The sequence below is a fragment of the Streptomyces sp. NPDC050548 genome, assembly GCF_044457385.1.
Taxonomy (GTDB): Bacteria; Actinomycetota; Actinomycetes; order Streptomycetales; family Streptomycetaceae; genus Streptomyces.
Genome location: NZ_JBITGV010000006.1, coordinates 316,235 through 338,357 on the forward strand (window position 1 = coordinate 316,235; position 22,123 = coordinate 338,357).

19 protein-coding genes are annotated in these 22,123 nt (G+C 71.2%); 11 read left to right on the forward strand and 8 right to left on the reverse strand.

The window, feature by feature from the left end; translation table 11 throughout:
- Positions 1-39: 39 nt before the first annotated feature.
- From ACIBJH_RS19455 to ACIBJH_RS19470, 4 genes are all read left to right on the forward strand, one after another.
- Positions 40-1,074, forward strand: a complete 1,035-nt coding sequence (locus ACIBJH_RS19455) for an esterase-like activity of phytase family protein (RefSeq protein ID WP_399118058.1) — start codon at positions 40-42, stop codon at positions 1,072-1,074.
- 94 nt (positions 1,075-1,168) lie between these two features.
- Positions 1,169-4,903, forward strand: a complete 3,735-nt coding sequence (locus ACIBJH_RS19460) for an ABC transporter ATP-binding protein (RefSeq protein WP_399118059.1) — start codon at positions 1,169-1,171, stop codon at positions 4,901-4,903.
- A gap of 96 nt (positions 4,904-4,999) precedes the next feature.
- A complete protein-coding gene (locus ACIBJH_RS19465) occupies positions 5,000-5,392 on the forward strand; it encodes a hypothetical protein (protein ID WP_399118060.1) in 393 nt (130 codons plus the stop codon).
- A gap of 96 nt (positions 5,393-5,488) precedes the next feature.
- A complete protein-coding gene (locus tag ACIBJH_RS19470) occupies positions 5,489-6,904 on the forward strand; it encodes a S28 family serine protease (protein ID WP_399118061.1) in 1,416 nt (471 codons plus the stop codon).
- Positions 6,905-6,929: 25 nt separating this feature from the next.
- Here the strand turns inward: ACIBJH_RS19470 and ACIBJH_RS19475 are convergent, their stop codons facing one another.
- Together ACIBJH_RS19475 and ACIBJH_RS19480 are read right to left on the reverse strand one after the other, a co-directional pair.
- On the reverse strand, positions 6,930-7,556 hold the full coding sequence (locus ACIBJH_RS19475; RefSeq protein ID WP_399118062.1) for a hypothetical protein: 627 nt from the start codon (positions 7,554-7,556) through the stop codon (positions 6,930-6,932).
- A 112-nt stretch (positions 7,557-7,668) separates the two neighbouring features.
- On the reverse strand, positions 7,669-9,453 hold the full coding sequence (locus ACIBJH_RS19480) for a glycoside hydrolase family 3 protein (RefSeq protein WP_399118063.1): 1,785 nt from the start codon (positions 9,451-9,453) through the stop codon (positions 7,669-7,671).
- 381 nt (positions 9,454-9,834) lie between these two features.
- Between ACIBJH_RS19480 and aroA the strand changes: the two genes are divergently transcribed.
- The 3 genes from aroA to ACIBJH_RS19495 are packed head-to-tail and all read left to right on the forward strand — an operon-like array spanning position 9,835 to position 12,270.
- Complete coding sequence (gene aroA / locus ACIBJH_RS19485) at positions 9,835-11,076, forward strand: 3-phosphoshikimate 1-carboxyvinyltransferase (RefSeq protein WP_399118064.1); 1,242 nt, start codon at positions 9,835-9,837, stop codon at positions 11,074-11,076.
- A gap of 10 nt (positions 11,077-11,086) precedes the next feature.
- Entirely contained in the window at positions 11,087-11,704 is a 618-nt protein-coding gene (locus ACIBJH_RS19490) for a GNAT family N-acetyltransferase (RefSeq protein WP_399118065.1), read from the forward strand.
- Positions 11,701-12,270: an RBBP9/YdeN family alpha/beta hydrolase gene (locus ACIBJH_RS19495; RefSeq protein WP_399118066.1), complete on the forward strand. Its 570-nt coding sequence runs from the start codon at positions 11,701-11,703 to the stop codon at positions 12,268-12,270. The genes ACIBJH_RS19490 and ACIBJH_RS19495 overlap by 4 nt, the downstream gene beginning before the upstream one ends.
- 29 nt (positions 12,271-12,299) lie before the next feature.
- On the opposite strand, the gene ACIBJH_RS19500 is transcribed toward ACIBJH_RS19495, so the two are convergent.
- The 4 genes from ACIBJH_RS19500 to ACIBJH_RS19515 all read right to left on the reverse strand — a co-directional run bounded on the left by ACIBJH_RS19500 (position 12,300) and on the right by ACIBJH_RS19515 (position 16,145).
- A complete protein-coding gene (locus ACIBJH_RS19500; protein ID WP_399118067.1) occupies positions 12,300-13,100 on the reverse strand; it encodes a sugar phosphate isomerase/epimerase family protein in 801 nt (266 codons plus the stop codon).
- A 17-nt stretch (positions 13,101-13,117) separates the two neighbouring features.
- Positions 13,118-14,050, reverse strand: a complete 933-nt coding sequence (locus ACIBJH_RS19505; protein WP_399118068.1) for a GNAT family N-acetyltransferase — start codon at positions 14,048-14,050, stop codon at positions 13,118-13,120.
- Between the two features lie 91 nt (positions 14,051-14,141).
- Positions 14,142-14,957 carry a DUF4253 domain-containing protein gene (locus ACIBJH_RS19510; RefSeq protein ID WP_399118069.1) on the reverse strand — a complete coding sequence of 272 codons (816 nt, stop codon included), beginning with the start codon at positions 14,955-14,957 and terminating at the stop codon, positions 14,142-14,144.
- A gap of 141 nt (positions 14,958-15,098) precedes the next feature.
- A complete protein-coding gene (locus ACIBJH_RS19515; RefSeq protein ID WP_262058020.1) occupies positions 15,099-16,145 on the reverse strand; it encodes a LacI family DNA-binding transcriptional regulator in 1,047 nt (348 codons plus the stop codon).
- A 239-nt stretch (positions 16,146-16,384) separates the two neighbouring features.
- Here ACIBJH_RS19515 and ACIBJH_RS19520 point away from each other — a divergent pair, with 239 nt between their 5' ends.
- Genes ACIBJH_RS19520 through ACIBJH_RS19530 form a run of 3 tightly spaced genes read left to right on the forward strand, consistent with a single transcriptional unit; the run spans position 16,385 to position 19,526 of the window.
- Complete coding sequence (locus ACIBJH_RS19520) at positions 16,385-17,542, forward strand: Gfo/Idh/MocA family protein (RefSeq protein WP_399118070.1); 1,158 nt, start codon at positions 16,385-16,387, stop codon at positions 17,540-17,542.
- Entirely contained in the window at positions 17,539-18,690 is a 1,152-nt protein-coding gene (locus tag ACIBJH_RS19525; RefSeq protein ID WP_399118071.1) for a dihydrodipicolinate synthase family protein, read from the forward strand. Before ACIBJH_RS19520 ends, ACIBJH_RS19525 begins: the two co-directional genes overlap by 4 nt.
- 35 nt (positions 18,691-18,725) lie before the next feature.
- Positions 18,726-19,526: a sugar phosphate isomerase/epimerase family protein gene (locus tag ACIBJH_RS19530; protein WP_399118202.1), complete on the forward strand. Its 801-nt coding sequence runs from the start codon at positions 18,726-18,728 to the stop codon at positions 19,524-19,526.
- Here the strand turns inward: ACIBJH_RS19530 and ACIBJH_RS19535 are convergent.
- The gene (locus ACIBJH_RS19535) at positions 19,444-19,932 is read right to left on the reverse strand and encodes an SRPBCC family protein (RefSeq protein ID WP_399118072.1); all 489 of its coding nucleotides are present in this window, start codon (positions 19,930-19,932) and stop codon (positions 19,444-19,446) included. The two genes, ACIBJH_RS19530 and ACIBJH_RS19535, sit on opposite strands and share 83 nt — an antisense overlap.
- 33 nt (positions 19,933-19,965) lie before the next feature.
- Positions 19,966-20,976: an aldo/keto reductase gene (locus tag ACIBJH_RS19540; RefSeq protein ID WP_399118073.1), complete on the reverse strand. Its 1,011-nt coding sequence runs from the start codon at positions 20,974-20,976 to the stop codon at positions 19,966-19,968.
- Between the two features lie 163 nt (positions 20,977-21,139).
- Here ACIBJH_RS19540 and ACIBJH_RS19545 point away from each other — a divergent pair, with 163 nt between their 5' ends.
- On the forward strand, positions 21,140-22,039 hold the full coding sequence (locus tag ACIBJH_RS19545; protein WP_399118074.1) for a LysR substrate-binding domain-containing protein: 900 nt from the start codon (positions 21,140-21,142) through the stop codon (positions 22,037-22,039).
- Positions 22,040-22,123: the final 84 nt, after the last annotated feature.

Here is a 22,123-nt window from a genome sequence, read left to right on the forward strand (position 1 = left end):
GTCTCCCGCCCGTCACCCACCCGTCCTACGGTGGCGCCCATGCGCCTGAGAACCGTACTCGCGACCGCGACCGCCGGCCTGGCGGCGGCCACCTGCCTCACCGCCGCCGGGCCCGCGAGCGCCGTCAGCAACTCCCTTACCAGCAACGCCTGTTCGTCGTCCGTCTCGATCGACCGCTTCTCCGACGCGCTCGACAAGACGACGTACGACGGCACCTTCGTCGGCAACTTCTCCGCGCTCGCGGTGGACAAGGACGGCTCGCTCGCCGCGCTGGAGGACCGTTCCTCCCTGTTCGACCTGGACGCGAAGACTCTCCAGCCGGAGCGGGTCGTCCCGCTCGCCGACGAGAACGGCGCCGCCCTCGACTCCGAGGGCCTGGTCGTCGACCGGGACGGCACCCGCCTCATCACCTCCGAGACCGAGCCGTCCATCCGCCGCTACTCCGTCGACGGCAGGATCCTGGACCGCCTCCCGGTCCCGTCCTCGCTGCTGGTCGCCCCCGCGGGCCGGGCCGTCTCCAACCAGACCTTCGAGGGCCTGACCCTGCTGCCCGGCGGCCGTACGCTCCTCGCGTCGATGGAGTACCCGATCGCCGGTGACACCTCCGGCGCCGTCCGCTTCCAGACCTGGACCCGGACCAAGGGCGACCACTTCAAGCTCGCCGCGCAGTACGCGTACAAGACCGACGCGGCCTTCCTCGGCGTCCCCGAGGTGCAGGCCCTCCCCGACGGCCGCCTCCTCGTCCTGGAGCGCGGTTTCACCAGCGGCGTCGGCAACACCGTCCGCCTCTACCTGGCCGACCCGCGCCACGCGACGGACACGAGCAAGATCGATGCGCTCACCGGCCAGCCCGGCGTCCGCCTCATCAAGAAGACCCTCCTCGCGGACATCGCCGACTGCCCGTCGCTGGGCGCGACGGCGAAGCAGCCCCAGCCGAACCCCCTCCTCGACAACATCGAGGGCATGGTGATCACGGGGAAGGAGAAGGGCAGCTACAAGGTCCTGCTGGTGAGCGACGACAACCAGAACGCGGTACAGACGACACGGTTCTATTACCTCCGGGTGCGCGTCTGACCCACCGGCCCTCCGCCCGGTTATTGCGGAGGGATGAAATCCGCTCCATTCCGCGTTGGTGCCTTCCGTAGATCGGCGAACGGAAGGCACCCGCGTGGCAGCGAAGCAGGGGGAACCGCAGGGCTGGGCCAGAAGGCTCGCCGGGTACGCCTGGCGATACCCCAAGGACGTAGTACTCGCCCTCGGCGCCTCCCTCGCGGGTATGGCGGTCACGGCCGTCGTCCCGCTGGTCACCAAGGTGATCATCGACGACGTGATCGACGGCCACACCCGCTCCATGGCCCCCTGGGCCGCCGCCCTGATCGTCGCCGCCCTCCTCGTCTACGTCTCCACCTACGTCCGGCGCTACTACGGCGGCCGCCTCGCCCTGGACGTCCAGCACGACCTCCGTACCGAGATGTACGGGACGATCACCCGCCTCGACGGCCGCCGCCAGGACGAGCTGTCCACCGGTCAGGTCGTCGGCCGTGCCACCAGCGACCTCCAGCTGATCCAGGGCCTGCTCTTCATGCTCCCGATGACCATCGGGAACGTCCTGCTCTTCCTGATCTCCCTCGCGATCATGGCCTGGCTGTCGCTGCCCCTGACCCTGGTCGCCCTGGCCGTCGCCCCCGCGCTCGGCTTCATCGCCCGCCGCAGCCGCAGCAAGCTGCACCCCTCCACCTGGTACGCGCAGGCCCAGGCCGCCGCCGTCGCGGGAGTCGTCGACGGCGCCGTCAGCGGCGTACGCGTGGTGAAGGGCTTCGGGCAGGAGGACCAGGAGACCGGGAAGCTGCGCGAGGTCGGGCGTCGGCTGTACGCGGGCCGCCTGCGCACCATCCGGCAGAACGCCAAGTACACCCCCGCCCTCCAGGCCGTCCCCGCCCTCGGCCAGGTCGCGATGCTCGCCCTCGGCGGCTGGCTCGCGGTGCGCGGGCACATCACGCTCGGCACGTTCGTCGCGTTCTCCACCTATCTCGCCCAGCTCGTCGGCCCGGTCCGGATGCTCGCCATGGTCCTCACGGTCGGCCAGCAGGCCCGCGCCGGCACCGAGCGCGTCCTGGAACTCATCGACACCGAGCCCTCGATGACCGACGGCACCAAGGAACTCCCCGCCGACGCCCCGGCGACCGTCGAGTTCGACGACGTCTCCTTCGGCTACGACGACGACCGCCCGGTGCTGAACGGCCTCAGCTTCGAGATCCACCCCGGGGAGACCCTCGCGGTCGTCGGCTCCTCAGGCTCCGGCAAGTCCACGGTCTCGCTCCTGCTGCCCCGCTTCTACGACGTCACCCACGGCGCCGTCCTCATCGGCGGTCACGACGTCCGCGAACTCACCCTCGACTCCCTCCGGGCCGCGATCGGCCTGGTCCCCGAGGACTCCTTCCTCTTCTCCGACACGGTCCGCAACAACATCGCCTACGGCCGCCCCGACGCGACCGAGGAGGAGATCCTCACCGCCTCCCGGGCCGCACAGGCCGACCGGTTCATCGCGGAACTCCCCGAGGGCTACGACACGACGGTCGGCGAGCAGGGCCTCACCCTCTCCGGCGGCCAGCGCCAGCGCGTCGCCCTCGCCCGCGCGATCCTCACCGACCCGCGACTGCTGGTCCTCGACGACGCGACCTCGGCGGTGGACGCCCGCGTCGAGCACGAGATCCACGAGGCCCTGAAACAGGTCATGGAGGGCCGGACGACACTGCTGATCGCGCACCGCCGCTCCACCCTCAACCTCGCCGACCGCATCGCCGTCCTCGACGGGGGCAGGCTCGCCGACATCGGCACGCACGAGGAGTTGCAGGAGCGCTCACCGCTCTACCGCCGCCTCCTCACCGACCCCGACGAACTCGGCGGCGTCTCGCCCGGCCACGCCCTGCCCGCCGCGGAACCGGCCGAAGACACCTCCGTACGCGCGGAGTTGGACGCCGAGTTCGACGCGGAGCGCGGGCTCACGCCCCGGCTGTGGACCGGTGACCGCGAGCCCAAGGACACCGCGCTGTCCGGGATGCCCGCGACGCCCGAACTCCTCGCGCAGGTCGACGCGTTGCCGCCGGCGACCGACACCCCCGACATCGACGAGGCGCGCGCGGTGCGTGCCGAGGACTCCTACGGGCTGCGCCGGCTGCTGCGCGGTTTCGGCGCCCCGCTGCTGATCAGCCTCGGCCTCGTCGCCGTGGACGCGGGCATGAGCCTGCTGCTGCCGGTCATGATCCGGCACGGCATCGACCAGGGCGTGACCAAGATGGCGATCGGCGCGATCTGGTCCGCCTCGCTGCTGGCGCTCGTCGCGGTGGCCGTGCAGTGGGTGGCACAGCGCGGCGAGACGAGGATGACCGGACGCACGGGGGAGCGGGTCCTCTACACCCTCCGCCTCAAGATCTTCGCGCAGCTCCAACGCCTCGGACTCGACTACTACGAGCGGGAGTTGACCGGCCGGATCATGACGAGGATGACGACGGACGTCGACGCCCTCTCGACCTTCCTGCAGACGGGCCTGGTCACGGCCTTCGTCTCGGTCGTCACGTTCTTCGGCATCATGGTCGCCCTGCTGGTGATCGACGTTCAGCTCGCGCTGGTCGTCTTCGCGACCCTCCCGCCCCTCGTCGTCGCCACCTTCTTCTTCCGCCGGGCGAGCGTGAAGGCGTACGAACTCGCCCGTGAGCGCGTGTCGTTGGTCAACGCGGACCTTCAGGAGTCGGTGTCGGGGCTGCGGATCGTGCAGGCGTTCCGGCGCGAGCGGGACGGCGGCCGGCGGTTCGCCGAGCGCAGCGCCAGCTACCGCTCGGCCCGCACCCGGGGCCAGTGGCTGATCTCGGTCTACTTCCCCTTCGTGCAGTTCCTGTCGTCGGTGGCGGCGGCGTCGGTACTGATCGCGGGCGCGGGACGGGTGGACGAGGCGACGCTCACGACCGGCGCCCTGGTCGCGTACCTCCTCTACATCGACCTGTTCTTCGCCCCGGTCCAGCAGCTCTCGCAGGTCTTCGACGGCTACCAGCAGGCCACGGTCTCGCTGGGCCGCATCCAGGAACTCCTCCAGGAACCGACCTCCACCCGGGCCGCCGACGAACCCCTCGAAGTCCTCTCCCTGCGCGGCGACATCGCCTTCGAGGACGTGCACTTCGCCTACGGAGACGACGAAGAGGCCCTGGGGGGCGTCGAGTTGAGGATCCCGGCGGGCCAGACGGTCGCGTTCGTCGGCGAGACGGGCGCGGGCAAGTCGACGCTCGTGAAGCTGGTGGCCCGCTTCTACGACCCGACGGGCGGCCGGGTGACGGTCGACGGCACGGACCTCCGCGCGCTGGACATCACGTCGTACCGCCACCACCTGGGGGTCGTCCCCCAGGAGGCGTACCTCTTCCAGGGCACCGTCCGCGACGCCATCGCCTACGGCCGCCCCGACGCCACCGACGCCGAGGTGGAGGCGGCGGCCCGCGCGGTCGGCGCGCACGAGATGATCGCCACGCTGGAGGGCGGCTACCTCCACGAGGTCGCCGAGCGCGGCCGCAACCTCTCGGCGGGCCAGCGCCAGCTGATCGCCCTGGCCCGCGCGGAGCTGGTCGACCCCGACATCCTCCTCCTGGACGAGGCGACAGCGGCCCTCGACCTGGCCACAGAAGCCCAGGTCAACCAGGCCACCGACCGCCTCGCCGGCCGCCGCACGACTCTCGTCGTAGCCCACCGCCTGACGACCGCGGCCCGCGCGGACCGGGTCGTGGTGATGGATCACGGGAGGGTCGTGGAGGACGGAACGCACGACGAACTGCTCGCGCTCGACGGGTATTACGCCGAGCTGTGGCGGACCTTCGTCGGTGCGCCCGAGACGGAGGAGCCGGTCGGGACGGTTTGCTGAGGGGCGGTCGGTGGGGCCCGCCGAGGGACGCGCAACCGTTCGACATACGTCTTGCGTCCGTACATCAGTACGCTGTTCGGCTGCTGTGCGGGAGGGATGACTGTGGACATGGGTGCGCTACGACGGCGGGTGGCGCTCGGCATGGCCGTGTTCACCGTGTCCGGACTGCTCGCGCTCGCGGCCCCAGGCAGCGCCCAGGCGGCCTCGGTCTGCCCGGGGCGGGAGGTGGCGACGCTGTCCTTCTCCACCGGCAGCGTCCATGTCTTCCGCCGGGGCGACTACATCTGCGCGTACACCGCCCCCAAGACCCCCGGCGCCAAGCGCACGATGTCGGTCAGCGTCCAGGCCCGCGGCAACCGCCCGGTCGTGGACAAGGGGAGTTACATCCGCCGGGCCGGACCGGTCACCGTGCATGTCGGCCACCGCTGCGTACGGATCAAGGGCGTGGTCGCCGGCGGCTCGGTCGGTTCGGGCTGGATGCTGTGCTGAACCGCCGGCCCGTGCCCTGAGTGAACAACCCCCTCTGGTGTGACGGTAGTTGCTCGGATAGCTTCCGGTTCACAACTGCCTCACAGGGGAGACCGCATGCGCAAGGCGCTCAGATGGCTGCTGGCGCTCACCGTGCTCATAGGCACACTGAGCACGGCCGGGGTGGCCACCGCCGCCCAGGCGGGCCAAGTCACTGACATCAAGGACCAGTTGCTGGCGATACCCGGCATGAGCCTGGTCCAGGAGAAGCCGTACACCGGCTACCGCTACTTCGTCCTGAACTACACCCAGCCGATCGACCACCGGCACCCCTCCAAGGGCACGTTCCAGCAGCGGATCACCGTGCTGCACAAGGACGTCTCGCGCCCGACGGTCTTCTACACCAGCGGTTACAACGTCTCCACGACCCCCAGTCGCAGCGAACCGACCCGCATCGCGGACGCCAACCAAGTCTCCCTGGAATACCGCTACTTCACGCCGTCCCGGCCCGAGCCCGCCGACTGGTCCAAGCTCGACATCTGGCAGGCGGCCAGCGACCAGCACCGCGTCTTCAAGGCCCTCAAGTCGGTCTACACCAAGAACTGGATCGCCACCGGCGGCTCGAAGGGCGGCATGACCGCTACGTACTTCGCGCGCTTCTACCCCCGCGACATGGACGGCGTCGTCGCCTACGTCGCCCCCAACGACGTGGTGAACAACGAGGATTCGGCCTACGACCGCTTCTTCACCAAGGTCGGCACCAAGGAGTGCCGCGACCGCCTGGACGCCGTACAGCGCGAGGCGCTGGTGCGCCGGGAGCCGCTGGAGAAGAAATACGAGGCGTACGCGGCCGAGAACGGGTTCACCTTCACCACCGTCGGCAGCCTGGACAAGGCCTACGAGGCCGTCGTCCTCGACTACGTCTGGGGCTTCTGGCAGTACAGCCTGCTCTCCGACTGCGCCACCATCCCGGCGAACGCGGCGACCGCCACCGACGACGAGATCTGGACCTCGGTCGACACGATCTCCGGCTTCTCCTTCTACGCCGACCAGGGCCTGTCCCCGTACACCCCGTACTACTACCAGGCGGGCACCCAACTCGGCGCGCCCACCGTCCAGTTCCCGTACATCGAGAAGAAGTACATCCGCTACGGCTACCAGCCGCCCCGCAACTTCGTCCCGCGCTCCATCCCGATGAAGTTCCAGCCGGGCGCGATGCGCGACGTGGACAGCTGGGTCCGCCACCACGCCGACCACATGCTCTTCGTCTACGGCCAGAACGACCCGTGGGGCGCCGAGCGGTTCGCCGTCGGCAAGGGCGCGAAGGACTCGTACGTCTTCACCGCGCCCGGCCTCAACCACGGCGCGAACGTCGCCGCGCTGACCGCCGACCAGAAGGCGCTGGCCACCGCCCGCATCCTGGCCTGGGCGGGTGTCCCCGCCGCGACGACGGCACAGGCGAAGCCGCTGGCGCCGTACGACGCGCGGCTGGACCGGCAGGGCGTCGAGCGCGAGCCGACGCTGCGCCCGTAACACCCTTGCTGCGCCCGGCCGTTGACTACACCGGTCGGGCGCAGCCCACCGGTCGGCTGCCGCCGAGCTGGACGTAGAGGGCGGTCGAGGCCGGGCAACTCGCGCGCTTGAGCACGGCCTTGACCACCTTGTACTGCGGTTTCTTCCGCCCCGAGCCGTCGCACGCGGTCTCCCGGACCTGGCCGCTGCCGGAGCCGTAGACGCAGTCGCCGACGATCGTGCGGGGGCCGCCTCCGCCGCCCGGGTCGCCGGGGTGCGGGGGTTCGAGGTTGCGCATACAGGCGTAGCCCTTCGGTACGGCGCTGTCGCGGCCCGTGCCCGAGGTGCCCTGGGCGCTGATGTGCAGCACGAAGTCGGTGGTCGCCGGGCAGACGGGACCGCTGCTCACATCGCCGTCGTAGCGGGCGATGACCCGGGCGGCGGCCCGTTCACTGGTGCACGGCACCTCGGTGAAACTCGTCGTACCGAAGGAGCTGCACTCGTCGACGGCGAGGAACACCGCGCCGTAGCCGGCGGGTTGGGTGGTTGAGGATGTGGAGGCCTTGGAGCCGAGGCGGCCGTCACCGGCGTCGGAGCCGTTCGCGGAGGAGCAGCCGGCCAGCAGGGCGGCGAGCAGCGCGCACACCGCCCCGGCGCTCCATCTCTCACCCATCGTTCCCCCCGGACTGCCCCCGCCCAGCGTGACGCGCGGCGGCGGGCGCACGCCAGCGGTGCGGGGGGCTTTGGGCCAGTTGGCGGGGGCGGGACGGCTGGGCACCGTACCTCTAGTACGACAGTCCGTGACCGACCGGATACAGCACCTGCGCCGGGTCGTCCGCACGCCGCACGGCCACCGGGAGCTTCCCGCGCGGGGCCACCCGGCCCGCGATCACCCGTGCCGCCGCCCGCAGTTCGACGTCGGTCCAGGAGTAGGACGCCAAGTAGGCGGGGACGGCGGGCAGTTGGGCAACATCGTAGGGGTTGCGGACGGCGACGGCCACGACCGGTGTCCCGGTGGAGACCAGTTGCTCGACCAGGGTCTTCTGCGGGTCCGTCGCGGTGACGTTGTAGGTCGCCACCACGACCGCGTCCGCCGCCCGCGCCGCCGCCACGGCCTTGGCGACGGTCTCGGGGGAGGGGGTGGTGCCGGTGGAGAGAACGGTCGCGGTGAAGCCCAACTCCCGTAGGACCGCGGCCAGTACGCCGGTGGGGGGTCCCGTAGTACCGGAGGGGGAGGCCGGGTCGGCGCCGACGACCAGGACGTTCCCGTGCGTACGGCGGGACAGCGGGAGCAGCCCGGCCCTGTTGGCGAGGAGGGTGGTGGTGCGCTCGGCGATGCGGTCGGCGGTGGCGAGATGCTCGGCGCTGCCGACCACGAGGTCCACGCCCGCCCGGCTGACGTACGGCTCCTCGAAGAGTCCGAGCCGGGCCTTCAGCCGGAGCACCCGCAGCACCGACTCGTCGATCCGCGCCTCGGTCAACTCCCCATTTCCTACTGCCTTGATGACGGCGTTCCAGGCGGTGTCCAGGGAGGGCGGGTCGAGGAGCTGGTCGACCCCGGCCTTCAGCGCGAGCACCGGTACGCGTTCGTCGCCGTACTTCTGGCGGACGCCCGCCATGCCCAGGGAGTCGGTGACCACGACGCCGTCGTAGCCGAGTTCACCGCGCAGCACGCCGGTGACGATCGGGTGGGAGAGGGTGGCCGGGTCTCCGGAGTCGTCGAGGGCCGGGACCTTGAGGTGCGCGGTCATGATCGCGTCGATCCCGGCCCTGACGGCGGCCCGGAAGGGGACGGCGTCCAGCTTTCCCCACAGTTCGCGGCTGTGGGTGATGACGGGGAACCCGGTGTGGCTGTCGACGGCGGTGTCCCCGTGCCCGGGGAAGTGCTTGGCGGTCGCCGCGACCCGGCTGTCCTGGTACCCCGTGACCTCGGCGGCGACCAGGCCCGCCACCGCGTCCGGGTCGGCGCCGAAGGACCGTACGCCGATGATCGGGTTGGCCGGGTTCACGTTCACGTCGGCGTCGGGGGAGTAGTCCTGGTTGACGCCCATCGCGCGCAGTTCGGCGCCGGAGATCCGGCCGACCGTGCGGGCGTCGGTGCGGGAGCCGCCGGCGCCGAGCGCCATCGCGCCCGGGAGGAGGGTGGCGGGCCTGCCGATCCGGCAGACGACGCCGTGTTCTTGATCGGTGGCGATCAGCACGGGCAGCCCGCGCGGCTGGGCCAGCGACGCCTTCTGGATGCCGTTGGAGAGGTCGGCGATCTGGTGCGGGTCGCGGGTGTTGTGCGCCCAGCTGAAGTAGATGATCCCGCCGACCCGGTACTTCGCGATCAGCTCGGCGGCCGTGCGCACCCCCAACTCGCTCAGGTTGGCGTCGACGTCGGCCTGGTCGGGGGCGGTGGCGGAGTGGCCGTGGACCCGCATCACGAAGAGCTGGCCGACCTTCTCCGCCAGGGGCATGCGGGAGATCAGCGAACGGAGTGCCGTGTCGTCGGCGTGGGCGGGGGTGCCGACCGCGAGGGACGCGGTGACGCCCATGGTCGCGGCGAGGACGGTACGTCTGGAGGGCATGTGCGCTCCTTCCGGATTCCGGGGAGTTTCCGCCGGTCAGGGGAGTGCACAGTAACCAGGGGAGGGGCCGCCATCGGCGCAGTTGGAGGGGGGCGCGCCGATGACGGCTTGCTGCCGGCCGCGGTACGGAGGAGAGGGTTGGTCAGCGTTCGCAGCCAGCAGCGAGGCCGACGCCGTACCGCGGAGACTCATCCGGCAGCATGCCGGTTGGACGGTGGGAAGCGGGCCCGGGTTCCCGTCCGCGGGCCGATTCCCGGAAGTTGGTGAACCCGTGCACAACGGGACGGATGCGGTCACGCACAGGTACGCGCGGGGGAACGGCGGTCGTCCATCCCGTGGACGTCCCGGCGCGGCGGGCGGCCGTCGCCCGATCATGAGGGCATGACCGTAGTCGACATCCCCGGTTCCAAGTCCGTCACCGCCCGCGCGCTCTTCCTGGCCGCCGCGGCCGACGGCGTCACCACCCTCCGGCGTCCGCTCCGCTCGGACGACACCGAGGGCTTCGCGGAGGGACTGACCCGGCTCGGCTACCGGGTGGGCAAGACCCCGGACGCGTGGCAGATCGACGGACGCCCGCAGGGACCGGCGGTCGCCGAAGCCGACGTGTACTGCCGGGACGGCGCGACCACGGCCCGCTTCCTGCCCACCCTCGCGGCGGCCGGACACGGCAGCTTCCGCTTCGACGCGTCCCCGCAGATGCGCCGCCGGCCGCTGGGGCCCTTGAGCAAGGCTCTGCGCGACCTGGGCGTGGACCTGCGCCACGAGGAGGCCGACGGTCATCACCCGCTCCGCATCGAGGCGTCCGGTGTCGAGGGCGGCGAGGTGGTGCTCGACGCCGGCCAGTCCTCGCAGTACCTCACCGCCCTGCTCCTGCTCGGCCCGCTGACCAGGAAGGGCCTGCGGATCAGGGTCACGGACCTGGTCTCCGCGCCGTACGTCGAGATCACCGTCGCGATGATGCGGGCGTTCGGGGTGGAGGTACGCAGGGAGGACACGGTCCACGTCGTCCCGCCGGGCGGCTACACCGCGACCACCTACGACATCGAGCCGGACGCCTCCACCGCGAGCTACTTCTTCGCGGCGGCGGCCGTGACCGGCGGCGAGGTCACCGTCCCCGGGCTCGGCACCGGCGCGCTCCAGGGCGACCTGGGCTTCGTCGACGTACTGCGCCGCATGGGCGCGGAGGTGACGACCGACGCGCACGGCACCCGGGTGCGCGGCACCGGCGAACTGCGCGGCCTCACGGTCAACATGCGGGACATCTCCGACACCATGCCGACGCTGGCCGCGATCGCCCCCTTCGCCTCAGGACCGGTTCGCATCGAGGACGTCGGCAACACCCGGGTGAAGGAGTGCGACCGGCTGGAGGCCTGCGCGGAGAACCTCCGGCGGTTGGGCGTGGAGGTCGTGACGGGGGACGACTGGATCGAGATCCGCCCGGGTTCGGAGGCTCCCGCCGGCGCGGAGATCAAGTCCTACGGCGACCATCGCATCGTCATGTCCTTCGCGGTGACCGGGCTGCGGGTGCCGGGTATTTCGTTCGACGACCCGGGGTGCGTACGCAAGACTTTCCCCGGTTTCCACGAGGCGTTCGGGGCGCTGCGGGGACAGTTGCCGGTATGAGGGGAGCGGTGTGGGGTTCGAGCTGAAGGCTCCGGTCCTGACGGGTGAGCTGGTGCGGCTGGAGCCGCTCGATCACCGGCACGCGGCCGAGCTGGCGGTGGCGGCGGAGGAGGACCGGGGGTCGTACGCGTTCACCTGGGTGCCTCGGGCCGACCAGGTCGGCGCGTACATCGACGCCCAGCTGGCCCGCGCGGCGACGGGCATGCTCGCGCCGTACGCCCAGATCTCGACGGCGACCGGGCGGGCGGTGGGCGCCACGGCCTACTGGGAACCCCGTTCCTGGCTGACGGACGATCAACTCGACGCCATCGAGGTCGGGTTCACCTGGCTGGCGGGTTCGGCGCAGGGCACCGGCATCAACGCCGAGGCCAAACTCCTGCTGTTCCGGCACGCCTTCGAGGAGTGGCACGTCTCCCGGGTCGACCTCAAGACCGACGCCCGCAACGACCGCTCCCGCGCCGCGATCCAGCGTGTGGGCGCCCGCTTCGAGGGCGTCCTTCGCAACTGGTCCCGCTCCTGGGCACCGGGTGAGGACGGGCGGCTGCGGGACTCCGCGATCTACTCGATCACGGCGGAGGAGTGGGCGGAGTGCCGGAAGGCGTTGGAGGAGCGGGTGGCCAGGTCATGAGCGCGTATCTCATCCTGCACGGCTGGCAGAACCGCCGCCCCGAGGGCCACTGGCAGCACTGGCTCGCCGACCGGCTCCGCGCGCTCGGCCACGAGGTGACGTACCCCCAGCTGCCCGATCCCGACGACCCCGACCTGGAGGTGTGGCTCGGGGAGCTGCGCCGCCACCTCGACGGCCTGGACGGACCACGGGTCGTCCTCGCGCACAGCGCCTCCGCCCTGCTGTGGCTGCACGCCGTCGACCGCGGGGTGGTCCGGGACGGTGACGTGGACCGGGTGCTGCTGGTGGCACCGCCGTCCGCCTCCGTCGTCGTACGGCATCCGGAGATCGCCGAATTCGCGCCGCCCACCGGCGAGTTGACGCTCCCCGCAGCCACCCTGCTGGTCGCCGGCGACGACGACCCGTACTGCCCGGAAGGCGCCCGCACGGTCTTCGGCGATCCGCTCGGCGTCCCCACCGAGATCATCCCGGGCGCGGGTCACCTCGACCTGGACGCGGGGTACGGCTCCTGGCCGGCGGTACTGGAGTGGTGCCTGGACGGGACGGCGCGGCTCACCGCTCGATGAACTTGGAACTCGCGCGTCGGGCCTACGCTCTACGCCGAGTCGTTGAGCAGCCGTGCCAGATGATGCTGACCGGCGGCCAGCAGCCCAGGCAGCGGGGCGGCGGTCTCGTACCAGCGCTTCTCGTACTCCCAGCACAGCCAGCCGTCCCAGTCGTGCCGGGTCAGGAGTTCCACGCACTCGGCGAGCGGCAGGACGCCCGCGCCGAGCGGCAGCGGGGTGGTGTCGTCGGCCGACGCGATGTCCTTGACCTGCACGTATCCGAGATACGGGCCCAGTGCGGCCAGCGTCTCCGCCGGCTGCTCGCCGCCCAGCCAGGTGTGCATGACGTCCCACAGCGCGCCCACCTGCCGGTGCCCGACCGGGCCGAGCACGCGGAGCGCGTCCGCCCCGGTGCGGTGGGAGTCATGGGTCTCCAGCAGGATCCGTACGCCGAGGTCGGCGCCCCACTCCGCCGCCGTGCCCAGGCGGCGGGTGGCGGTCGCGTCGGCTTCCTCGGGAGGCTGCTCACTGCTGCCGCCGGGAAACACCCGTACGAACGGAGCTCCCAAGTCCCGTGCCAGTTCCAGGAGTTCGCGGATCTCCGTGAGTACGGCGTCGTCGTCGCCCGGCGCGGCCACGCGTGCGTACCCGGCGAGGCCCAGGACTTCGACCCCGGCCGCCTTGAACTCGGCGACCGCGTCGGCCCGTTGGGCGGCGTCGATACCGGGGTGCACGGGCTCCTCCGGGTGGGCGCGCAACTCCACGCCGTGGTAGCCGTGGGTGACGGCGAGGTGCAGCACGTCGGCCACGGGGAGCCCTGGGACACCGAGGGTGGAGAAGGCGAGCTTCATGGTCACGACCCTACTCGTCACTCTCCGGTTCCGTGCAGGTCGAGACGCCAGTCCTGGCCGACGAGGTCCTGGCCGAAGGAGCGGTGGGGTTTCTCGGCGACGAGGACGAAACCGTGCCGCTGGTAGATACGGCGGGCGGCGTCGAGGATGTCGTTGGTCCACAGCACGAGGTCGCGGTAGCCGACACCGCGCGCGAACTCGACCACCGCGGAGACCAGTTGGTCGCCGATCCGAAGCCCTCGGGCGTCCGGCTCGACGAGCAGCAGCCGCAGCCGCGCGGTCCCCGGGGCGTCGTCCCGCACACACATCACACACCCCACCGGCCGCCCGGCCAGCTCCGCGATCCACACCCGCTCCAGATGTGGGTCGTGATCCTCGGCGAAGTCGGCGACGATCCGCGCCACGAGCCCTTCGTAGTCGGCGTTGAAGTCGTACTCGGTGGCATACAGCGCCGCGTTGCGCTGCACTATCCACCCCAGGTCACCGGGCCCGGGCTCCCGCAGCACGACGTCCTCGGGCCGGGTGGGCGGGGGGTCCGACAGGAGGGTGCGTACGGTGTGCAGCGCCTCGGAGAGCCGGGGCCGGTCGGTGGCCGGCACGGTCGCGAGCAGCGCCCCGACGGATTCGTCCGCCCGCTCGGCCAGCAGGTCGGCGGTCTCCCGCCCGCTCCCGGTGAGCGTGATCCGCCGCCGCCGCGGATCCCGCTGCGAGGGCGCCCGCTCGATCAGCCCGTCCTGCTCGAACCGGTTCAGGATCCGGCTCAAGTACCCGGCGTCCAGGGACAGTTCGGAACGGAGGTCGGCCGCGTCCGTGTGCGGGGAGTGCGCGAGCTCGTACAGGACGCGGGACTCGGTGAGGGTGAAGGGGGCGTAGAGGTGGCGGCTGTAGTCGAGGGCGCCGATGACGTTCGTGTAGAAGCGGTTGAAGGCACGGATGTCCTGGACGGTCATGATCGATCCCCGGTGCTCGCTCAGGGTAGTTGACTCAGTCAGAGGTATTGCGGTTCCGACCGTAGTCCTCCGGGGTGGGCAAGGCAACGGGCTAGTCCCACCAGAGGCGCCACAGATACCGCCCCGGGAGGTCGTTCGCGTACTTCGGGAACGGGGTCGGCGGATCGTCCACGATGTTGTCGGCGGTCGTCAGCACATGCTCCAGGGCGAGCCGTTCCGCCTGTGCGAGGTCCTGGGGCGGCCGGGCGACCGACACCGTCAGGGCGCCCCCGAACCCGGACAGGACCCGTGCCCCGAACCGCTCCTCCCAGCTCCGCAACAGCGCGCACAGCAACGGAAGGGGACCCCCGGCCGACCACCCGACGATCGCCGGCACGTCGGCGCCGCGGCGGGCGGGCACCAGGGCCAGCTGGCAGGTGCGCACGAAGGGCTCGGTGCGGAGCAGCTGGTCCACGGCCCACCCCGCGGTCGCCGCGGGACTCAGTCCGGTACGGGTCGCCGGTTCGGCCGGCGCGAGCCCGGGCCAGGACTCGAAGGGCGGCCCCGGATCGTGCGGCCAGGGTGCGACGTACTCCCGGACCTCCTCCGGCACGCTCGCCGCCCACTCCTCGTCCGACACCGGATTCGACCAGCTCGGCAGCCGTCGGCGCCGGTACTCGTCGAAGTCCGCCGAGAGCACGGCGTCGAGCCGCATCGCGTCGATCTCGCTCACGTCCTCGGGCCGGTAAGGGTCGTCCCGCCAGCAGATGAACGGATACAGCCCGTCGGCCTCGGCCCGCTCCAGCAGCCGCGGCCACAACTCCGCAATGTCGTGGGGCAGTTCGTCGGCGAACCAGACCTCCACCTCCCCCCGGGTCTCGAAGCGACCGGAGGACAGGGACAGTTCGTCGGGCAGTGGGAAGACCATGGCGGGACGATAAGGGGAGGCACTGACAACGAGGCCGACCGTAGTGGTGGGGTGGGGGGAGGGGTCCTGGAAAAGTGTGACACTCTGCGAGGAAGTGACACACTTTTTGGAAGCAGGTCCCCTCCGGTGACCCCGGCCGCGCTACTTCCGCGGCACCCCCGAAGACCCCCGCACCATCAACTCCCCGCGAACCGTGGCGATCCCGCCCGGCGGCGGCTCCTCCCGCCCCATCGCGATCCGCCCGGCCCGCGCGCCCGCCTCCGACAGCGGCAACCGCACCGTCGTAAGAGAGGGCACCGCGTCCACGCTGAACGGCAGATCGTCGAAGCCGGCGACCGAGACGTCGTCCGGGATGCGGCGGCCGGATTCGCGCAGGGCCGCGCACGCGCCCACCGCGACGGAGTCGTTCGCCGCGACCACGGCCGTCAACGACGGGTCGCGGCGCAGGAGTTCGAGGGTTGCCTCGTAGCCGGAGCGGCGGTCGTAGCGGCCGTGCACGGTCCAGCGGGGGTCCTCCGCGATCCCGTGCGCGGCCAGCGCCTCCCGGTGGCCCTCCAGCCGGTGCCGAGTGGTCGTGCGTTCCTCAGGGCCCGCGATGTAGCCCAGCCGACGATGCCCGAGGCCGATGAGGTGCTCGGTCAGTTCACGGCCGCCCCCGCGGTTGTCGAAGGTCAGCGCGAACGCCCCGGTGTCCGGTGCCGGCGGGCGCCCGCACAGCACCACCCGCGTCCCGGCCTCCCCGAGCTTCCGCAGCTTCGCCGCGACGGCGGCCGCGTGCGGCGCGTTCTCCATCGCGCCACCGGTCAGTACGACGGCCGCCGCCCGCTGCCGCTGCAGCAGGGTCAGGTACGTCAGCTCGCGCTCCGGAGAGCCCCCTGTGTTGCACACCACAGCCAGCCGCTCCCCGCCCGCACGTCCGCCGGGTCCCCCGATCTCCGCCTGGATCGCGCTCGCCATGATCCCGAAGAAGGGGTCGGCGATGTCGTTGACCAGGATGCCGACGAGGTCGGAGGTGGCCGCCGCGAGCGCGCTCGCGGGACCGTTGAGGACGTAGTCCAGCTCGTCGACCGCCCGCAGCACCCGCTCGCGGGTGGTCGCCGCGACCGGGTAGTTGCCGTTCAGTACGCGCGACACCGTCGCGGGGGAGACCTGGGCGCGGGCCGCCACGTCCGCCAGGGTCACCGTCATGTCGTTCGTCCTCCGGTCGCGCATCTTGTCGTACGCCGTTGTGCATAGGCTGCTCAAAGGAAGCCCCCGTCCGAGCAGACGATAAGGCCATACACCCCCGCCGTTCGCCCCCTCGAACAACTCGACCCCATCACGGTCTTGTACAGACCTGTGTGCAAAGGCTAGCTTCTGCATATATAGAAAGCGCTTGCTGCGTTCTTGGAACGTACGTGGAAACGTACGAGGCCGAAGGGAAACACGTGACACGCAAGACGGTGCGTATCGCCATGAACGGCGTGACCGGGCGAATGGGCTACCGACAGCACCTCGTCCGCTCGATCCTCGCACTGCGAGAGCAGGGTGGTCTAGACCTCGGCGACGGAACCGTGCTGTGGCCGGAACCGACCCTCGTCGGCCGCCGCGAGCACGCGCTGAAGGCGCTTGCCGAGCAGCACGGGCTCGACCCGGCGAACGTCTCCACGGACGTCGACGCGGTCCTCGCCGACCCGACCGTCGAGATCTACTTCGACGCCCAGGTCACCTCGGCCCGCGAGGAGGCGCTCAAGAAGGCGATCGCCGCGGGCAAGCACATCTACACCGAGAAGCCGACGGCCACCGACTTCGAGGGCGCCCTCGAACTGGCCCGCCTCGCCGACGCCGCCGGCATCAAGCACGGCGTCGTCCAGGACAAGCTGTTCCTCCCGGGCCTGCTCAAGCTCAAGCGCCTCATCGACGGCGGCTTCTTCGGCCGGATCCTCTCCATCCGGGGCGAGTTCGGCTACTGGGTCTTCGAGGGCGACTGGCAGGCGGCCCAGCGCCCCTCGTGGAACTACCGCGCCGAGGACGGCGGCGGCATCGTCGTCGACATGTTCCCGCACTGGGAGTACGTCCTCCACGAGCTGTTCGGCCGCGTCAAGTCCGTCCAGGCCATCGCCACCACCCACATCCCGCAGCGCTGGGACGAGAACGGCAAGCCCTACGACGCCACCGCCGACGACGCCGCCTACGGCATCTTCGAACTCGACAGCGGAGCCATCGCCCAGATCAACTCCTCCTGGGCCGTCCGCGTCAACCGCGACGAACTCGTCGAGTTCCAGGTCGACGGCACGGAAGGCTCGGCGGTCGCCGGACTGCGCAACTGCCGTGCCCAGCACCGCAGTTCCACCCCCAAGCCGGTCTGGAACCCCGACATCCCCGCCACCGAGGTCTTCCGCGACCAGTGGCAGGAGGTCCCCGACAACGCCGACTTCGACAACGGCTTCAAGGCGCAGTGGGAACTGTTCCTCCGCCACGTCTACGCCGACGCCCCCTACCACTGGGACCTGCTGGCCGGTGCCCGTGGCGTCCAGCTCGCCGAGCTGGGCCTGAAGTCCTCCGCCGAGGGCCGCCGCCTCGACGTCCCGGAGATCTCGCTGTGACCATCCAACTCCCGGACGCGTCAGGGGCCTTGGCGGCGTACGAGCCCCGCTCCGAACCCCTCGCCGTCACCTCCGGCACCCCCTTCACCTCTCGTACGGTGTTCTCGGCGGCGCACGTCGTCGCGGACCCCTTCGCCGACACCAGCCCCGACTCGCCCGCCGCCGTCGACTGGGACGCCACCCTCGCCTTCCGCCGCCACCTCTGGTCCCACGGCCTCGGTGTCGCCGAGGCGATGGACACCGCCCAGCGCGGCATGGGCCTGGACTGGGCGGGCGCGGCCGAGCTGATCCGCCGAAGTGCCGCAGAGGCCAAGGCAGTTGGCGGCCGGATCGCCTGCGGGGTCGGCACCGACCAGATCACCGGCGGCACCCTGGCCGACGTACAGGCCGCGTACGAGGAGCAGTTGGCCCTCGTCGAGGAGTCGGGCGCGCAGGCCATCCTGATGGCGTCCCGCGCGCTCGCCGCGGTCGCCAAGGGCCCCGAGGACTACCTGGAGGTCTACGGCCATCTGCTGCGCCAGGCCACCGAGCCCGTCGTCCTGCACTGGCTGGGCCCGATGTTCGACCCGGCGCTTGAGGGCTACTGGGGCTCGTCCGACCTGGACGCGGCCACCGACACGTTCCTCGACGTCATCGCGGCCCACCCGGACAAGGTGGACGGCATCAAGGTGTCGCTCCTGGAGGCTCAGCGGGAGATCGACATCCGGCGCCGACTGCCGCAGGGCGTCCGCTGCTACACCGGCGACGACTTCAACTACCCCGAGCTGATCGCGGGCGACGACCAGGGCTTCAGCCACGCCCTGCTCGGCATCTTCGACCCGCTCGGCCCGCTGGCGGCGGAGGCGGTCCGCGTCCTGGACACCGGGAACACGGCCGGGTTCCGTGAACTCCTCGACCCCACCGTCGAGTTGTCCCGCCACCTCTTCCAGACCCCGACCCGCTTCTACAAGACGGGCGTGGTGTTCCTGGCCTGGCTCGCGGGCCACCAGTCGCACTTCACGATGGTCGGCGGCCTCCAGTCGGCCCGCTCCCTCCCGCACTTCGCCCGCGCCTACCGACTCGCCGACGGCCTGGGCCTGTTCCCGGACCCGAAGCTCGCGGAGGAACGGATGAAGAACCTGCTCGCCCTGTACGGAGTGACCCAGTGAGCAATCCGGAGCTGTCCCGCTTCTCCGTCAACCAGATGACGGTGAAGCAGCTGAGCATGCCCGAACTGGTCGACGCCTGCCTGGAGTTGGGCGTCCCCGGCGTCGGCCTCTGGCGCGAGCCGGTCCAGTCGTACGGCCTGGACGCCACCGCGAAGCTGGTCCGGGACGCGGGCCTCGCGGTGACAACGTTGTGCAGGGGCGGCTTCTTCACGGCCCTCGACCCGGCGGAACGCGCCCGCGCCCTGGACGACAACCGCAGGGCCGTCGACGAGGCGGCCACGCTCGGCACGGACACTCTCGTCCTGGTGTCGGGCGGTCTGCCCGCCGGCTCGAAGGACCTGCACGGCGCGCGGGAGCGGATCGCCGACGCGCTGGGGGAGTTGGGGCCCTACGCCGAGGAGCGGGGCGTACGGCTGGCCATCGAGCCGCTGCACCCCATGTTCGCCTCCGACCGCTGCGTGGTCTCGACGCTCACCCAGGCCCTCGACCTCGCCGAGCGCTTCCCCGCGCAACAGGTCGGCGTCACGGTCGACACGTACCACATCTGGTGGGACGACCAGGCCCCGGCGCAGATCGCCAGGGCCGGCGCGGGCGGCCGTATCCACACCTTCCAACTCGCCGACTGGACCACCCCGTTGCCCGAGGGCGTCCTCAACGGCCGCGGACAGATCGGCGACGGCGCGATCGACATGCGGGAGTGGCTGTCGTACGTCGAGGCCGCCGGGTACACCGGGTCCATCGAGGTCGAGCTGTTCAACGACGGCCTGTGGGCGCGGGACGGACGGGAGGTGCTGGCGGAGACGGCCGCGAGGTTCGTGGAACACGTGATCCGCTGAGCGTCCGGTTCAGTGCGGCGAGGCCGTCCGCGTAGATGCCGTGGAACAGGGCGATGGCCTCGTCGTCACTGATGCCGTCCGGTGTGAAGGCGCCGGACCACTCCACGCGGGCCGCGTCCTGCCCGGGTGTCTCGTGCACCGTGAGGGTGGAGAGGTAGCCGGTGACGGGGAAGGGGGCCTGGAGGATCGAGTAGCTGTAGGTGCGGGCCTTGTTGTCGAAGGCTTCGAGGCGCTCGACGATCACGCCGCCGTCCTCGTTCCTGAGGCTGCGGACGCGTCCGCCGTCGCTGAGTTCGCTGGCGGGGATGTAGGGAAGCCAGTCGGGCAGCGAGTCGAAGCCGCCGATGAGCTGCCAGACGCGGTCGGGTGAGGCGGGTATGTCGAGGGACGCGGTGGTCGTGGCCACGGGATCCTCCTGGTGGGCGTGGGGGCGGAAGGGTCAGAGGGTCGGTACGGGAGCGTCCTGCGCTATCAGCCGCTCCGCGCGCAGATCCGTCCAGAACGCGGCCGGGATCGGCTCGTCGAGAGCGGCCAGGTCCTCGGCGATGCGGCTGGGCCTGGTGGCGCCGGGGATCACGGCCGCCGTCGCCGGATGGGCGAGGGAGAACTGCAGCGCGGCGGACTTGATGCCCACCCCGTGCCGCTGGGTGAGCGCCTTGATCCGCTCCACCTTGTCGATGATGTGCGCGGGCGCCTGCTGGTACTCGAAGTGCGTTCCTCCGGCGAGGATGCCCGAGCTGTAGGGGCCGCCGACCACGATGTCGACGTCCTGCGCGGCGGCGGCGGGCAGCAGGCGCTGCAGGGCGCGGTCGTGGTCGAGGAGGGTGTAGCGGCCGGCGAGGAGGAAGGCGTCGGGCTTCGGCTCGTCCAGGTCGAGGGTCAGCTCCAGGGGCTCCACGCGGTTGACGCCAAGGCCCCAGGCCTTGATGACGCCCTCCTCGCGCAGCCTCTGCAGGACACGGAACGCGCCGGTGCGGGCGGTCTCGTAGGCGGCCAGCCACTCGTCGCCGTAGAAGTCCTGGGCGACGTCGTGCACCCACACGATGTCGAGGCGGTCCGTCCGCAGGCGCTTGAGGCTGTCCTCGATGGAGCGGAGGGTGGCGTCGGCGGTGTAGTCGTTGACCATCTTGTTCGGGCGGCCGTGTTCGAAGAGGCCGCCCTTCTCGCCGAGGTCGCGTGCGGCCGGGTCCTCGATCTCGTCGAGGATGACGCGGCCGACCTTCGTGCTGAGGACGAACTCGTCGCGGGGGTGCTGCGCCAGTACGTCACCGAGCCGGATCTCGGAGAGGCCGGCGCCGTAGAAGGGCGCGGTGTCGAAGTAGCGGATGCCCTGGTCCCAGGCGGCTTCGACGGTGGCCGCGGCCTCCTCGTCGGGGATGGCGCGGAACATGTTGCCGAGCGGTGCGGTGCCGAAACCGAGGGTGCCGGGCAGGAGGGGCTTGATGCTCACGGGGGGGGGATCCTTGCGATGGTGATGAGTACCGAGAGACGGCGATTACGGAGGATTGGTCCTTGAACGCACGATCCGTCGGCCTTGCGTGTTCGAGGTTAGGATCCCTGGGTGAGACTGTCCAAGACTTGCTTGGACATACTTGAGTCCTCTGAGGTCCTACATGCTTGACCTGCGCCAACTCCGCTACTTCGTCGCCGTCGCCGAGACCGAACACGTCGGCCGTGCCGCCGAGCAGCTGCACATCTCCCAGTCGCCGCTCAGCCGGCAGATCGCCCAGCTGGAGAAGAACCTGGGCCTGACCCTTTTCGAGCGCAGCCAGCAGCGCATCCGGCTGACCTCCGACGGCCGTGTCTTCCTGACCGAGGCGCATGCCCTGCTGCGCCACGCGGACCGGCTGGAGAACCTCGGCCGGCGGCTCGGCCGCGGCGAGGAGGGCGGTCTGTGCATCGGCTACGTGGCCGACGCCATGCACACGGGCGTCCTGCCCACCGCCCTGCGCACCCTGCGCGATCAACGCCCGGGCATTCATGTCGCGCTGTACGACCAGGAGTCGGCCGAGCAGTTCGAGGGACTGCGCCAGCGCAGCCTCGACATCGCGCTCGTGCGCACGCCGCCGCCCGAGGACGACCCGGACCTGGACGCGGCCCCCTTGCTGCGGGATCCGTTGCTGCTCGCGCTGCCCGCGGAGCATCCCCTCGCGGGGCAGGCGGAGTTGACCCCCGAGGCCCTCGACGGGCAGCCGTGGATCGCGGTGGGCGACTCCCAGGACCCGGCCTGGCGCGACACGTTCGTCGCGTCGTGCGTGGCCTCCGGCTTCACCCCGGACATCCGTCTCGACGCGGCCGATCCGCTCACCGCGCTGGGCCTGGTCGCCTCCGGTCTCGGCCTCGCACTCGTCCAGAAGAGCATGATGCGCGGCACGACCGACGGCGTCGCGGTACGCGAACTGCCCTGGCTCGGAGCGTCCGTCCAGCTGTGGGCGTCCTGGCACCGGATCGATCTACGGCCCGTGGTCGCCGCGTTCCGCGAAACGGTCCTCGCGGGCCGGGACGCCGTCTGAGCGCGGTTGAGCGGCGCCGTCCGCCGACGCCCGACCGGCCGGCTCGGCCGCCGATTCGTCCTGCGGGCAGTTTCATGTCCGGCG

What these genes read in the sequence shown, in the direction of transcription:
- ACIBJH_RS19455 (WP_399118058.1), top strand. Translation starts at nt 40, where the DNA reads ATGCGCCTGAGAACCGTACTCGCGACCGCGACCGCCGGCCTGGCGGCG.
- ACIBJH_RS19465 (WP_399118060.1), top strand. Translation starts at nt 5,000, where the DNA reads ATGACTGTGGACATGGGTGCGCTACGACGGCGGGTGGCGCTCGGCATG.
- ACIBJH_RS19470 (WP_399118061.1), top strand. Translation starts at nt 5,489, where the DNA reads ATGCGCAAGGCGCTCAGATGGCTGCTGGCGCTCACCGTGCTCATAGGC.
- ACIBJH_RS19475 (WP_399118062.1), bottom strand. Translation starts at nt 7,556, where the DNA reads ATGGGTGAGAGATGGAGCGCCGGGGCGGTGTGCGCGCTGCTCGCCGCC.
- ACIBJH_RS19480 (WP_399118063.1), bottom strand. Translation starts at nt 9,453, where the DNA reads ATGCCCTCCAGACGTACCGTCCTCGCCGCGACCATGGGCGTCACCGCG.
- aroA (WP_399118064.1), top strand. Translation starts at nt 9,835, where the DNA reads ATGACCGTAGTCGACATCCCCGGTTCCAAGTCCGTCACCGCCCGCGCG.
- ACIBJH_RS19495 (WP_399118066.1), top strand. Translation starts at nt 11,701, where the DNA reads ATGAGCGCGTATCTCATCCTGCACGGCTGGCAGAACCGCCGCCCCGAG.
- ACIBJH_RS19500 (WP_399118067.1), bottom strand. Translation starts at nt 13,100, where the DNA reads ATGAAGCTCGCCTTCTCCACCCTCGGTGTCCCAGGGCTCCCCGTGGCC.
- ACIBJH_RS19505 (WP_399118068.1), bottom strand. Translation starts at nt 14,050, where the DNA reads ATGACCGTCCAGGACATCCGTGCCTTCAACCGCTTCTACACGAACGTC.
- ACIBJH_RS19510 (WP_399118069.1), bottom strand. Translation starts at nt 14,957, where the DNA reads ATGGTCTTCCCACTGCCCGACGAACTGTCCCTGTCCTCCGGTCGCTTC.
- ACIBJH_RS19515 (WP_262058020.1), bottom strand. Translation starts at nt 16,145, where the DNA reads ATGACGGTGACCCTGGCGGACGTGGCGGCCCGCGCCCAGGTCTCCCCC.
- ACIBJH_RS19530 (WP_399118202.1), top strand. Translation starts at nt 18,726, where the DNA reads ATGACGGTGAAGCAGCTGAGCATGCCCGAACTGGTCGACGCCTGCCTG.
- ACIBJH_RS19545 (WP_399118074.1), top strand. Translation starts at nt 21,140, where the DNA reads ATGCTTGACCTGCGCCAACTCCGCTACTTCGTCGCCGTCGCCGAGACC.